Consider the following 14,181-nt stretch of genomic DNA (forward strand, 5'->3'; position numbering starts at 1 on the left):
CAGCCATCATGTCCCGCTTCCCGTACTCGACCCGGATGGTCCGCCCGATAACCCCTGAGGATGCCACGCGGACCTTCGACCTTCAGCAGCGGTCTTCCCAGCGTCTTCGTCGCGCCGCGCACAGGCCCAGCGGTCCGCAACCCACACTGTGTTCTATATTATAATAATGCATAATTGTTCCCGCTGGGTCGACACGACATTACCCTGACCCCATGACCAAGATCACCCAGATTCCCCGAGCCGACCTCGATGCCGTCGAGGTCGTGGAGACGTTCCTGCATGCGGTGCAGGCCGACGACTTCACCACCGTCGCCGCGTTCGCCGACGAAAGCTTGGTGTGGCAGAACGTCGGCCTCCCGACCCTGCGCGGCCGGGACCGCATCGTGCGGGCCATGCGCGCCGGAGAAGGGCGCCTCGAGATCCAGATGCGGATCCGCCGGATCGCGGCCGACGGCGGCACCGTGCTCGTGGAACGCACCGATGCCTGGATCATCGGCCGAGTGCGGATGCAGCTGTGGGTCTGCGGAGTATTCGAGGTACGGCACGGACAGGTGGTGCTGTGGCGGGACTACTTCGACTACCTGACACTGGCCAGGGCCGCGGTGCGGGGCCTCATCGGCGCGGTCTTCCCGGCGGTGAAGAAGACCTTCTAGGCACTTCGGCGGGCTCCCGCCCCCACCTCGGCCCGAGTCACGTGACAGCGACCGGCAGCGGTGGCGGCGCCCGTCCGGTCAGTTCCCGGTTCGGCCGGGTTCGGCGGACCGGGCAGCTTCGCGCACCGCCGACTGCCCGCCACGATTCCCCCGGGTGACGAGCCAGCCGAAAGCCGCCGCGAGCGGGTTCATCAGAAGACCGTAAACCGCCGCCGGAATGGCCAATTCGGTACTGTCCAGGACGCTGATCGCGATGGTGATGGCGACCGTGCTGTTGTGGATGCCGATCTCCATCGAGCATGCGATCGCCTGGCGTTCCACGACCCCGAACCAGCGCGGCACGAAGTACCCCACGGTCAGGCTGATCAGACAGAACAACACGATGACCGCGCCGACGTCGACGATGTAGGACACCAGGTCCGCGCGTTCGGCGACGAGCGCGGCGATCACGACGAGCGCCAGTATCAGCCCCGACCCGATCCGCACCGGGCGGTCCATTCGGTCGGCGAATCCGGTTCGCCAGCGCCGCACCAGCATTCCGATCACCACCGGTATCAGGACGATCGCGAATACCTGAACCACCTTGCCGAACTGCAGACCGACCCCTCCGGCGGTCTCAGGGGGGTCGAAATATCCCAGTGCGAAGTTGGTCACCAGCGGAATGCTGATCACGGCGATGACCGAATTCAACGCGGTCAGCGACACATTCAACGCGACGTCGCCGTGGAACAGGTGGCTGAACAGGTTCGCGGTCGTCCCGCCCGGCGATGCGGCGAGCAGCATCACGCCCACCGCGAGCACGGCGGGCAGATCGAAGAGATGAACCAGCCCGAAGGCCGCGATCGGCAGCAGGAACAACTGACACACCAACGCGATCGCGACGGTCTTCGGGTGCCGCGCGATCCCCGCGAAGTCCGCCGTCGTGAGGGACAACCCCAACCCGAACATGATCACTGCCAACGCGAGTGGCAGCGCGACGGATACGAGTGCTGAGTCCATGGTGGTCCTCTTCCAGCCCTGAGGCTCTAGACCGCGGCTGCGCCGAGATGTCGCTCCCGGCCCATCGACGCTGCCGAGAGTTCGGTCTCGGTAGCGTCGTTCCCGGACGACCGGCGCGAGATCATCCGCCGGTACGTCTGTCCAGCGGCGGGAGGCTACCGCTATATGGGCTATAATCGCCTGATAGTGAGCGATCATCGCTCAGCATGCCGTCTGGCCAGACCGTAGTCAAGAGAGCGGAGAAGGATGCGACCCGAAGCGGGAGAGTCCGAGGGTGGCCAATCGGCGCAAACCGCCGACAGGGCCATCCGCGTGCTGGAGACGGTCGCCCGGCACGGCCCGTGCCGGATCGCCGACGTCGCGCGCGAGACCAACCTGGAACGCCGCATCGTCGGCCGCCTCATGACGAGCCTGGTCGGCGGCGGCCTGATCGAGCGGGGGGCCTCCGCGGGGCAGTACGACCTCGGAAGCCGGTTGATCGAACTGGGCGAGCTGGCCGAACACCGGAACGGCCTGCTGACGCGGGCCCGGCCGGAGGTCGAGAAACTGATGCGGGCCGCTTCGGCCACGACGGTCCTGCACAAGGTCTACGACGGCTATATCGCGCCGGTCCTGGTGCGGACGCCGAACGATGTCGTCTCGGTGGGCTACCCGCGCGGCCTGCGCATAGCCTTCCACGAGGGAACCGGCCGGGCCGCACTCGCGTGGCTGCCGGAAGGCACCATCGACGCGACCCTGGCACGGCTCGCTCCGGATGACCGCCTACGCTGCGAAGCCGGCTTGGCCGAGGTCAGGACCGGCGGCGTGGCCTTCTCATTCGGGGAGGTCACCCGGGGGGTGGTAGCCATCGGCGCGGCGGTGCGCGATGCTTCCGGGCTTCCGGTCGGCGTCCTGGTCGTCGTGGCACCCGAGGGCCGCCACCCCGAGCGATACAGCTCCGAGTTGGCCGCTGCCGCGCGCAGGATCAGTATCGCCGGCGATTCGGCGACGTAGGGGCCGAGGTACCGGGTCGCCTCGTCCGGACCACGGCCGAGCAGATCGCCAACGATGAAGCCGTCACCGACTCAGCGGTCACAGGCACCGGCGGGGAGATTCTCCGCCGCCCAGGCCGTGAGGGCTTCGATCGCCGGAAGCAGCGCCTGCCCCGACTGCGTCAACTCGTAGGCCACCGAGATGGGCGGCCCGTCGGCAACGGTCCGCTGAACCAGCCCCGCCCTCCCCAGCTCACCCAGCCGATCCGACAGCATCGAATCACTGATGCCTTCCACCGCCCTGCGAAGTTCCGCGAACCCCGCCGGGCCGCCGAGGAGGGTGCCCAAGATGATCCCGTTCCAGCGCTTGCCCAGGAACTCGAAGGCACGAGCCAAGGCGCCGTCGCACGCTCGCGCATCGTGCGCCCCGACACTTCCGTCCACGAGGCCAGCCTACCAAGGTGCTACCATCCTACGGGTCACTCTGTTTTTACTAGTCGCATCAGAAATGGAAGCCCATGACAGAGACGAAGCAGCTCGGTCGCATCGACGCCGACGCACTCGCCACGCTCTTCACCGATGCTCGCACCGCGAACACCTTCGCCCCGACGCCGGTCACCGACGACGAGCTCGCTGCCGTCTGGGAGATCGCCCAGTGGCCGCCCACCGCGGCGAACACCCAGCCCCTGCGCGTTCTGTACATCCGGACGGACGAGGGCCGGGCGCGCCTGCTCTCCCACCTGAACGAGGGCAACGTGGAGAAGACGCGGTCCGCGCCCGCCGTCGCCGTGCTCGCGGTCGATACCCGATTTCATGAGCACCTCCCGACCGTCCTTCCCTTCAGGCCGGAGCTGAAGGACGTCTTCGCCGAGAACGATGCGATGCGCGAGCACACCGGATCGTTCAACAGCGCACTCCAGGCGGGTTACTTCATCCTCGCCGTGCGTGCCGTCGGACTGGCCGCCGGGCCGATGGCAGGCTTCGACAAGGCCGCGCTCGACGCCGACTTCTTCCCCGACGGACGCTGGAAGTCGATCCTGGTGGTGAACATCGGGCACCCCGGGGAAGACCCGTGGTTCGATCGGCTCCCCCGGCTCGGTACCGGCAACGCGGTGGGATGGGCCTGATCATGTTCATTGCCACCGTCATCGTCACGATCCTGCTGAGCGCGGTGCTGCTGGCGTCCGCGACCGCCAAACTCACGCGGCACGACAGCATCCGCGCCTCCATGGAGACGGTCCGGGTAACGGCCGACAAGCTGCCCTGGCTCGCCTCCCTCGAAATCGCCGGTGCGCTGGGACTCCTCGGGGGCCTGTTCTGGTGGCCGATCGGCGTCGCCGCGGCGATCGGGGTGATCCTCTACTTCATCGGCGCGGTCGGCGCCCACGTCCGAGTGCGGGACAAGGAGCTGGCGCCCGCCGCGGTGCTCGGTCTCGTAGCCGTCGCCGCCCTGGTATTGCGCCTGCTGACCATATAGCCGGCGGCTCGCACCGCGGTGTCGGATCCGGAAGCCGGCGGGCCGGGGAATCGAGCTCGACGCCCCGGCCGCGGCTTTCAGGATCGGGAATCTCGGACGTGCTCCCACACGAACTTCAGCAGTTCATCGTCGATATCGGCCTGTGGGCCCCGGGTTCTGCCGTCCACACCGTGGACATCGGTGTGCAACTGTTCCATCCGGCGATCGAGTTCCGCCGCCGTGGCCGCGGCACTCGTCAGGTCGTCGATGAACCGCTGCGGAACATCCCCGTCGTACTTGTAGAAGATCTTGTGCTCGAGGGTGGCCCAGAAATCCATGGCCACGGTCCGCACCTGGAGTTCGACGGTGACGTTCACCGGCCCGGTCGACAGGAACACCGGGATCTTGAGCAGGGCGTGCAGGCTCTTGTACCCGTTCGGCTTGGGGTCGGCGATGTAGTCCTTGATGGCGAGCACCTCGACATCGGCCTGCGAGGTGAGCGCCTCCAGCACCCGATAGGTATCGGTGATGAAGCTACACGTGATCCGCACGCCGGCGATGTCGCTGATGTGGTCCCGCAGAATCGACAACTCGGGTCGGATGTTCTTCCGGATCGCCTTCTGCAGAATGCTCGTCGGCGACTTCACCCGAGAGGTGACGTGCTCGATCGGGTTGTAATCGTGCAGACGGAGGAATTCCTCCCGCAAGATCGTCACCTTGGTGAGCAGTTCTTTCACGGCGAACTCGTACTCCATCACGAAGCGGGTCATCTCGTCCCGCATCCGCGACATGAACCCGATCATCGACTCGGCGTCCGCCTCCGGCCGGTCGCCCTGATCGACTACTTCTGCCACCGCCCGGCCCCTTCCACTGCATCACCCTGGATTCGGCCCGGCAGCCCGCATCGCGGTGATGCGGTCCGTGACCTACAGCAACCCTACGCACCGGCCACTCCGCGACCGCCACGGCGGCGGTGGCGATCCTGACCCGGCGGGAGTTCTCGCCACCACCGTTCCCGTTCGTCTCCACCGCCCCGCCCCCGGATCACATCTGCGCGTTTCCCAGTACTGTGCCTGCCTTCGCAGTACTATCCAGGTGAGCTGCGCGACGGCCAGCGGCAACCCCCGGGCATCGGACCAGAGCGGACTCTGCCGAGCGCACTCGCACTATGCGTTGGATCACCGACACGGGAGCGTGAAGATGGGCAGCGCGGCGGAACTCGATAGCCGGGTTCGCACTGTGCTGGCGAATCTGAACAACCTACCGGCGGACGACCGAGCGATCGGCGAGACAGCGGTCTCCACCCAGGAAGCCCTCGATGAGGCGTGGACGGCGATCGCCGATGCCCTGGCCAAAACCGAGGGTCACCCCCATCGCGCCCTGCTCGACGCGCTTAACCGGCTGCGGCTGCTCGACCGCGCGCTGACCCGTGCCGGGGAGGCCAGGTCCGCCGAGATCGGCCGGCGCATGGGCGATGTGCTCGCCCAGCTCGAAGCCATTCCCTGCTCCGTACGGGCTATCGTGGAAGCCGCCCCGCGACTGGCGGCACAGCTCGGATTCGATCGCGCGATCGTCTCCCGGATCCAGGACAATCTCTGGATATCCGAGCAGGTGTATATCGTCGACGATCCGGGCTGGGCCGAATCGATCAATCGCGCCGGCCAGGAGAGCCCGCAAGCCCTGTTTCCCGGTCTCTTCGAGTCCGAGATGGTGCGGCGACGCCAGGCCATCCTTGTTCACGACGTCCAGAACCAGTCGCGGGTCCATCGACGCATCGCCGAGGAATCGATGTCGCGGTCCTACGTGGCGGCCCCGATCGTCTCCAGCGGCAGGGTGGTCGGATTCATTCACGGGGACCGCTACCTGCAGGGCCGGGACACCGACACACTCGATCGCGACGCGCTGCGGACCTTCACCGAGGGGCTGCGGTTGACGCTGACCAGGGCCGCCCTCGCGGAGCGCCTCGACAACGCCGACTCGATGCTGCGCGAGGCCGTGGCGGTCACCTCTGCCGCGCTCGAGGCCACACTCGATGTCGATCTCGCACGGCCCGCCCAGCACGACCACTCCGCGGCGCAGCCCGTCATGCTCCCTCGCCCGTCGGTGCCTGCACAGGTCCGAGACCGGCTCACCAAACGCGAGGTGCAGATTCTCGAGATGATGGCGCAGGGCCGGACCAACTCCTCGATCGCGGGCGAGCTGGTCATCTCCGAGGGCACCGTGAAACAGCACGTGAAGCACATCCTGCGGAAGCTCGGCGTTCCCAACCGCGCAGGTGCGGTCGCGCGCATGTATGACAACCGCTAGAGCTACGGCCGCCCCTCGGTGCGACCACTGATCGGCCAACCGACCCCGCTGGCCGCGCGCTCACCCGGGTCGGCGAGTGCCCCCGTGCGGGGAATCGGAGTGCCGTCCCCGGTGTGCCCGCCGGCTACGAGCCGAGCTCGGCATACTTCTCGCGGAGGACGCCCTTGACGAGTTTCCCGGTCGGGGTGCGCGGCAGTTCGTCGACGAACTCGATCACCCTGGGAACCTTGATCAGCCGCTCCACAGTGCAGCGGGCCACTTCGATGCCCTGTCGTTGCAGGTGGGCCCACATCTTCTCGGCGCCATACAGCGATTCCGGTTTCCGCCGGCCTGCGCCGTCGGGGTTGTAGTAGCCGGCCAGGACCTCGGTCACCACGGTGTCCCACAAGCCACGTTTCGACAGCGGACGCCGGTTCCGGGCATGGAAAGTCCTCGGGGCGATCTTGACACCGTGTGCTCTCAGCACACGGCAGATCGGAACGACCCCGAACCGAGCGCGATGCTCGGCGATGAACTCGCAGATCAACGGTGTCGCGGGTCGCTCTCCCGCGCGAAGAAACTCGCTGCCCCTTCAGGATCTCGATGGTCTGCTCGAGCTCGGCGTTCTTGCGTTTCAACTCGCGGATCTGCCGCGCCGACTCCGTGGTGACCCCGTCGGCCTCACCGGCGTCGACCGCGGCCTTACGCACCCATTTGCGCAGAGTCTCCGTGGTCATTCCCAACCGCGCGGAGACCGCTTTCATCGCGGCCCACTCACTGTCGTAGTCGTCACGGTGATCGACGACCAGCCGGACAGCCTTGGCCTTGGTCGCTTCGTCGTACTTCGCAGGCATGATCTGCCCATCCTTCCCAAGAAAGAAGGTGAGCACCAAAACCGGGGTGGTTCACGGCTCCCTGCCGGGACGGCATCCGATGGGCACATCCAGCCTTGCGTGCCCGGACATACGCTTGGACACCCAGAACCCTGGCGACCTGCATGTCGCACGCCGGTGCGCCGTTGTGCGAGACCGACACCAAGCGAACCTCAGTGCGCCGCGACAACTCGCGCGGTTCTCTTCTGAACCCTTCGAGCAAAGCACAATTGGAATCCCTGGCAGTTCCAGGTTGGCACACAACCGTTACACAGGTTCGGTGCCATGCCTCTCGGATATCGGTCCAGTCGCCGTGCCTTCCTCTCGCTCCATAAATCCGATCCGGCCCATGCCAGGCGCAAGGGGGTGAGGCTGTCCAGTGACCGCTACGAGCGCTTCAGCACATTCCATTAGAGACGCCTTTGTGTAGATCGGGGTTGCGGTAGTCCCAGGATCCCGGTGCGCTGCGTATCGCCGAGCCACAGCCTCACCGTATGCGCGTTCGACAAAGGTGAGGGTAGTGTGCCGCAGCCAGTGCACGGTCACCCCTTTCGCCTCGGCCCACGCCAGATGCTGATGGAACCGCCCGTGCAGGTTGTCATAGCGGCGGTCGGTGATCGGTCTCCCGCCACGAGTCCGCAGCACCTGATGCCCCGAGGCACCAACACCGCGACGGTCGACGTGCTCGAGTAATCGCAGCATGAGAAGCGGTGTGATCGGATGCCAGGTATCCACCCCGCCCTTGTGGTGCAGCAGAACGGTGCAATCGTCAACGCTGAGGTCATCGACACGCAACCTCAGCGCCGCCTGACGCCGGCACGCAGTCTCGACATGCAGACGGACAATCAACGCGTCCAGCTCGCCATCGTTGCCTGTCTCCGCAGCAACACGACCTAGCTCGGACACTTGGCGGGCGGTCAGAGCGTGTCGGGTGCTCTCCAGCTTGCGCGGCATCGGCACCTTCGCTGCCGGATTCGACGCGGGCGCAATCAAACCGTCCATCTCGGCCAGCCGATACAGCCGACGCACCCCATGCAGAAAGTTCCGCGCCGCGGCACTACCTCCACGCCAGTTCGACCTGACTACGGCGCCGGCCTTGTACCGGTTCACCAGCTGCAACACCTCGGTCGGGGTTGGCTCATCCAAAGGGCGTCCACCCCAAGCACCGAGTAGAAATCGCCAGCAGGCGCCGTAGGATTCTCGCTGCGATTCGGATTCCGCTTCGAGCATCCGGGGAATGAACTCGTCAAAAGTCGGAGCCCTTAACACGACCGGCTCAGCAGGCCCTCGGACTACTGTCAGGCCCAAACGGCTCACCGTCTGCAGCAGATCGGCTACTTCGGAGTCTTTCATAGCGATTACCGCCCTAGACCTGGAGTGAACGCACACAACGCCGCCGCCAAGACACGGGGCGGGTATACCCAGAGCACCTCGTCGTCCAGCGCTGCGGCCAGCAACACTCGATCACCTGCGTACAGACCGACCCGACTACGAATCCTGGAGGGCAGAAAAAGAAGCCCGGACCGCGATAATCGCCGACCCGTCCGCGAGCGGCGCATCACAACCAGCCCGTGCTTCACCTCGATCGAAACCATCAGATCAGAAGTCCAACCGAGCCGGCGCACTGTGGACCGGGCGGCCAGCCTGCCTCGTTCATCGATCGAAACGACCGAGCAATGAAGTTCTCCGCACTCCGCTTGCGGCAAGACCTCCGGATACAGGAACTCCGGCGCCAGGCCTCCAGACGGAAGATCCCCTGACTTGGGTGCCTCGAATAGGCCCTCGTAGAGAGGCTCACGCGAGTTCACTCTCGGCCCTCACAATCGGTGCCGGGGCAGCCTTTCGCTGCTGCGGTGGGCACGAGTAATTTGCTACCCGTGGTCCGTGTGGTTCTTTCGCAGAATGTCTTGAGATTCGCGTCGCGGAGGGAACGTCTTTTCTCACCATGACGGGGACGCCTTTACTTGAGAGTGGGTGTCGCACAGAGTTCATATGGGACATGGGGTTACAGGCTGACGAGCGCGGGCAGAAGTGGATGGCGCTTTCTTGTTCGAACACGCCGGTATGCAGGGCGTGCGATCGGGTCGGGTCGCGGATCGGCCCCTCAGCAGCCCACCGAGGTATTTCCCTCATACCGGCCGCCTGTCTAGGACTTCTTCTTGACGGTGCTCGGCAGCGTGGTCATCGTCACCGAAGACGGCGGTTGAAGTCCCGGGGTCCGTCAGCGAGGGCGCGTTGAGGTCGATATCGGTGTCGTATTCGTCGTTACTGGCGGCGAGTTCGCCGGGCTCGGTGGTGATCAGAGCGTCCTCGGTGGGTGAGGCCAGTGATGCGAACACCGCGCGGTCGGTGCCGCCGATCGTGAGCAGTCCGCTGCCGCGTGCGGCGGAGAGCAGGAACTGTTGCTCGCCGTCGGAGAGCCGGAACGCGGCGGCGACTTCGTCGATGGCTTGGGGTGCTTGGCGGAGCAGGATTTGGGTGGCAGCGTTGGAGACGATTGCGCGCCCGAGTTCGGTGGACAGGACATCGGCGCTGTCCTGGGTGGCGACCGTCAATCCCGCCCAGTGTTTGCGGAAGCTCTTCGCCGCCTTGAACAGGAACTGGGCTCCGGCGGGTTGGCGCATCAGCAGCCATGCTTCGTCCACGGTGACCATCCGGGGCCGCCGGTCGGCCGGGTTGGAGACTTGTCGCCAGGTCGCGTCCAGGACCAGCAGGGTGCCGATGGTCTTGAGTTCCTCGGGTAGCTCCCGCAGTGAGAACACCACCAGCCCGCCCTCGGCGTCAGTAGTAGTGGGCCCGTCGAGCAGGCCCGCATAGGCGCCGGCGCCGACGTAGGGCGCGAGTCCGTCAGCGAGCTCGCCGGCCGCGGGCGTATCGAGCCGGGCCAGGTGGCCGCGCAGGCTGCTCAGGGTCGGGGCGGGGTGGGTCCAGGTGGCGGGGTCGTCGGTGATTCCGGCATCGGCGTAGGTCGCGGTCAAGGCAATGTCGAGGGCGGCTCGCTGGGCCGGGTTTTGGTTGCCGAGCAGGACCGTGATGAGGGTGTGCAGGAACAGTTTGCGGCGGGTGAGGGCGTCGGCGGGGGCGCTGCGGCTGCCGTCGGGGCGGATGTGGATTTCCAGGTCGAAGGGATTGAGTCGCTGCCCTTCCGCACCGAGGCGCAGGTAGGTGCCGCCGACCGCGTGGGCGAGGCGGCGGTATTCGTCTACGGGGTCGATGACGATTTGTTCGATCCCCCGGTAGAGCGAGCGCAGGATCTCGGCTTTGACCAGATACGACTTGCCTGCGCCACTGCGGCCGAGGACGACCAGGTTGTGGTTGTGGGACTCGGGGGCGAAGCGGTCCACGAACAGCAACCCTGCAGCGGCGTCTCGGCCGTAGAACACGCCCGAAGGGCGTTCGGCCTGTGCCGGGTCGGCGGCGGGCAGTTGCGGGGAGTCGAACGGGAACGCCGCAGCGAGGGCGGTGGTGTCGAAGGTGCGCCGCACCCGGATCAGATCCAGGCCCAGGGGCAAGGTGGTGGCCCAGGCTTGAGCGGCGCGGTAGGCCAGCGTGCAGGTGTCCACGAGCAGGCTCGCGGCCAGCGCGCGGACCGCGGCGAGTTCGTCGGCGAGTTCGGCTTCGGTGTCGGCGTGGACGGTGAGGTAGATCCCCACCCGGAACAACCTCGCTTCGGCGCGTGCCACGCGCGCCGACAGCTCGGCGGCGTCTTCGACCGCGACATCGACCTGCGGATCCGACAGCCGGCCCCGGCCCACGTCGTGCATGCGAGAGGACTCCAGGCGCGCGAGCTGGCGACGCAACCGGGTGCCGGCGGTGACCGGGTCGACAGGGTCGATGTGCACGGCGACCTCGACGCGCCCGGGATGGGTCAGCAGCGGCGCGAGCCAGCCGGCCGCGACTTCCCTCGGGTATCCGGTGACCGCAAGAGTGGCGGCCCAGTCTCCGCCGATCTCAAGGTGCCGGGTCCCGATCGTCAACGACTCGGGCGCGAAATCGGCTCCCTCCGGGCCTGCGAACGGGTCCGGCACCCCGGCCTCGCCCGATCCGGTGGCGGTGACGACGGCTGTGCCAGGCGAGACGTCGGCGGCGGCGGAGACGAGGCCCTCGGGATTGCAGCAGTTGCGCAGGACCGCGCTGGCCTGGAGGTCGTCGAGGGCGGTGACGGTCACACCCAGCGGGGACAGGACATCGGCGGCCTCGTTGAGCCGACGCAGCAGCCGCGACTCCGCGCCGCGCCGCGCACCGGCCGACACAGCGCGCCGGGCCCGGCCGCGCCGCCCGAATAGTCTCGGCGCGGGCGCGGTGGTGGGGTGGTTGAGCGGTTCGCGCCAGACGAGCAGTACTTGGCGGCGGGCCAGGTACTCCCCTGCGGCGAGGTCGTTCAGGTGCGCGGCGTGGTCGGCTGCGGCGGCGGCCAGCTCCGGCGACATGTCGCGGGCGGCGGCGTGCAGGCCGGTGAGGTGGGCGGTGAGGTCGAGGCGGGCCGAGCGGATGAGGATCTGGACGGGCTGGCGCAGGGTGTGCAGCCAGCCCGCGAGCTGCCCGACGAGACTGTCCTGCTCGGCCGGGGTCCGCAACGACAGGTTCAGGGTGCCCGCGACCGCGACGACAGCCAGCCCGTCGGCCCCGAGGTCGACCACCCCGACAGCGCTGCTCGGGGTGACCGCTTCCGGTAGCCGTTGCTCCTGAGTCGATAGTGCTGCCGGGCGCGGCGGACGGGGGCGGGATCGTTTGGCGTGGTTGGTGATCCACCTCGGTGTCGCGAGCGCCGTTGCCTCGGTGCCGGTCACGAGGTGGCGGGCTCGGAGGCGGTGCCGGATCGCGGCGACCAGCAGCAGGTCAGCCGGGAGCCCGTCGCGGCGGGTCGAGACGGCGACAGTGACCACGACCGCGATCGGCGTGGCAGCGGCCAGGAACACCACAGGCGCCAGGACGGACCGGGTCGCGATCCACGCCGAGTACAGCAATAGTGCGGTGACGGCGAGGATGGCGAGCTGACGGGCGGTAAAAGGGCCGAGCAGCCTATCGCTGCGGTCGACATCAGCGGGGATACGCACGATCGTGCTCATCGCGGTGTTCCTCCTCCGGGAGCGCGTGGCGCGCGGCGGCGCACGGGCAGGTCGGGCATCGGCAAATGCAGCTGACGCCCCGCCGGACGCGCTGGCGCGGGTGGTTGTGGTGGGTTCGGTGACGGCGGTGCGGGTTTGACCCGGGCCACCGGGAACGGCAGCAGGTACTGACCGCTACGGGTCGGCCGCAGACCGGCGTAGGGATCGGCCTGGGAGTGTTCAGAGAAATCGAAAGCGAGTTGGCGGGCCTGCCTACCCCGGGTAGCGGACCGCTGCGGTGGCGGCACCGATGCCGAGGGTGCGGGCCTGACCCGGCGCACCGGGATCGGCAGGGGTAGCTGCCCCCCGGCTCCGGCGCGGATGCCCCGGTAGGGGTCGGGCTCGGTGAAGTCGAACGCGAGCTGACGTCCGCGCCCAGCCCTTGGCGGACGCGGCGGAGTGGAGTTGGCCGAATCGGCGGGAACCGGGCTCGGTTGCCGGGCGACTCGGCGTACTCCTTCCAGGGGCAGCATCAGTTGCCCGCCACGGGTAGCGCGCACCCGCGCATACGGATCGGAAGGCCCGGAGCCGCCCGTGGGGGTGTGGGGCATTCGCGGCGGGGGCCGGGTCGCTTGCCCGGCGGGGGCCGCTGTCGCGGCGGTCCGTGCGGTGGTCGTGGTGGCGCCTTTGAGCAGGCCGAGGGTCTTGTAGGCGAGCAAGCCCCGCACGATCGACCCGACGAATGAACGGCCTTGCCCGATCTTGAGCACCGACAGCAGCCAGAACGGGGTCTTGATCAACACGAACATCAACGCCAAAGCGACGATCATGTTCACGATCTCGTTGGCGTCGGGGCCGAACAGATGCCATCCGCCCGGGGTGAGCAGCACCCGCAAAACGGTCACCAGCGTCAGGGATTGCACGACTTGGATCCCCAGGCACGCAGCGAAACTGCGCCACCACCACCGCGCGACGCCGTCGAGGCCGGGCAGTGCGTGACACATCAACGCCAAGGGTGCGGCCACGACCAGCAGGATCGTGATCGTGACTCGCACGACGTAGCTGATGAGCAGCACGACCAGCATCACCACCAACGCCAGGAACAACAGCAACGCGAAACCCCGGCTCTGGTCGCTCGTGACCGCGAGCTCGGCCAGCGCACCAGCGGCCGAGTCGGAGTCGACACCGCCTCCGGCGACCGCGTGGGCGAGGGCGTTGGCGAAGCCGATCGCCGCCGTGGCGATCACCATGCTCAACGCCCCGGCAACGAACCCGACCACCAGCCGGGGCGCGAGTTCACGGATCGACCACTGGGTCTGCACGGTTTCGCGCATCATCAGCAGAACCCCCGCCGCCATCACGACCAGCACATACAGGGCGGTGACGATCTGCCACGACTGGTTCCACAGCACCCCGATCTGCGGTATCTCGCCGGGTTCGGGAGTAGTCAGTAGCGTTTTCGACAACAGGTCGAGCAGCGGGTTGAGCGCGGACTCGACGATCCGCTGGAAGAACCCGTCGATCGCGTTCTCCACACACCCGTTGATATCGGTGACCCCGCACTCGGCAGACCCCGACGAACCCCCCGGAACCGGAGACGGCGCACCCGGCTCGGTCGGCGTAGGCGAGACAGGGCCCGGGGTCGTGGTGGAGGGCGGAGTCACCCACCTCGACGGCGGAGTCGTGGTCGGCGGCACGGGCGTCGGTGGGGCGGGTGTGGCCGGTGTCGGTGTCACCGGCATGGTCGGTGGTGCGGGCTGGGCGGCGGCACCACCCGCACCGGTGACGCCGACGAGTATCGCGATCAACACCGCCACCGCTGCTGTGGCGGTATGGACAGGTTGCGGTCGTGGTGCGGAGCCGACGGTGGAGCCGTTGGTGTGCGAGGCGATCATG

General features: G+C 67.5%; 11 protein-coding genes and 1 pseudogene. 5 read left to right on the forward strand and 7 right to left on the reverse strand.

The window, feature by feature from the left end; all coding sequences use genetic code 11:
* The first annotated feature begins 212 nt into the window (after positions 1–212).
* Complete coding sequence (locus tag NS4_RS26285; RefSeq protein WP_063062184.1) at positions 213–653, forward strand: limonene-1,2-epoxide hydrolase family protein; 441 nt, start codon at positions 213–215, stop codon at positions 651–653.
* Between the two features lie 78 nt (positions 654–731).
* On the opposite strand, the gene NS4_RS26290 is transcribed toward NS4_RS26285, so the two are convergent.
* Positions 732–1,652, reverse strand: a complete 921-nt coding sequence (locus NS4_RS26290; protein ID WP_063062185.1) for a bile acid:sodium symporter family protein — start codon at positions 1,650–1,652, stop codon at positions 732–734.
* Positions 1,653–1,898: 246 nt separating this feature from the next.
* Between NS4_RS26290 and NS4_RS26295 the strand changes: the two genes are divergently transcribed.
* Entirely contained in the window at positions 1,899–2,645 is a 747-nt protein-coding gene (locus tag NS4_RS26295) for an IclR family transcriptional regulator (protein WP_084487736.1), read from the forward strand.
* 71 nt (positions 2,646–2,716) lie between these two features.
* On the opposite strand, the gene NS4_RS26300 is transcribed toward NS4_RS26295, so the two are convergent.
* Positions 2,717–3,067, reverse strand: a complete 351-nt coding sequence (locus NS4_RS26300) for a winged helix-turn-helix transcriptional regulator (RefSeq protein ID WP_063062187.1) — start codon at positions 3,065–3,067, stop codon at positions 2,717–2,719.
* Between the two features lie 74 nt (positions 3,068–3,141).
* Between NS4_RS26300 and NS4_RS26305 the strand changes: the two genes are divergently transcribed.
* Positions 3,142–3,750, forward strand: a complete 609-nt coding sequence (locus NS4_RS26305) for a malonic semialdehyde reductase (protein WP_063062188.1) — start codon at positions 3,142–3,144, stop codon at positions 3,748–3,750.
* A gap of 2 nt (positions 3,751–3,752) precedes the next feature.
* Entirely contained in the window at positions 3,753–4,100 is a 348-nt protein-coding gene (locus tag NS4_RS26310) for a DoxX family protein (RefSeq protein ID WP_063062228.1), read from the forward strand.
* A 77-nt stretch (positions 4,101–4,177) separates the two neighbouring features.
* On the opposite strand, the gene NS4_RS26315 is transcribed toward NS4_RS26310, so the two are convergent.
* On the reverse strand, positions 4,178–4,882 hold the full coding sequence (locus tag NS4_RS26315; protein ID WP_063062229.1) for a GTP pyrophosphokinase: 705 nt from the start codon (positions 4,880–4,882) through the stop codon (positions 4,178–4,180).
* 397 nt (positions 4,883–5,279) lie between these two features.
* On the opposite strand from NS4_RS26315, the gene NS4_RS26320 reads away from it, so the two are divergent.
* Positions 5,280–6,386, forward strand: coding sequence for a LuxR C-terminal-related transcriptional regulator (locus NS4_RS26320; protein WP_063062189.1), 1,107 nt, complete (start codon positions 5,280–5,282; stop codon positions 6,384–6,386).
* 226 nt (positions 6,387–6,612) lie between these two features.
* On the opposite strand, the pseudogene NS4_RS31735 reads toward NS4_RS26320, so the two are convergent.
* The 4 genes and pseudogenes from NS4_RS31735 to NS4_RS26340 all read right to left on the reverse strand — a co-directional run.
* Positions 6,613–7,219 (reverse strand): annotated as a pseudogene (locus tag NS4_RS31735) (IS3 family transposase); the annotation flags it as partial.
* A 285-nt stretch (positions 7,220–7,504) separates the two neighbouring features.
* The gene (locus tag NS4_RS31740; RefSeq protein WP_084487738.1) at positions 7,505–8,590 is read right to left on the reverse strand and encodes a tyrosine-type recombinase/integrase; all 1,086 of its coding nucleotides are present in this window, start codon (positions 8,588–8,590) and stop codon (positions 7,505–7,507) included.
* Positions 8,591–9,366: 776 nt separating this feature from the next.
* Entirely contained in the window at positions 9,367–12,306 is a 2,940-nt protein-coding gene (locus NS4_RS31745; protein ID WP_084487739.1) for a PrgI family protein, read from the reverse strand.
* Entirely contained in the window at positions 12,303–14,180 is a 1,878-nt protein-coding gene (locus NS4_RS26340) for a TrbL/VirB6 family protein (protein WP_157106254.1), read from the reverse strand. Before NS4_RS26340 ends, NS4_RS31745 begins: the two co-directional genes overlap by 4 nt.
* Position 14,181: the final 1 nt, after the last annotated feature.

Source organism: Nocardia sienata NBRC 100364 (assembly GCF_001613205.1).
GTDB lineage: Bacteria > Actinomycetota > Actinomycetes > Mycobacteriales > Mycobacteriaceae > Nocardia > Nocardia sienata.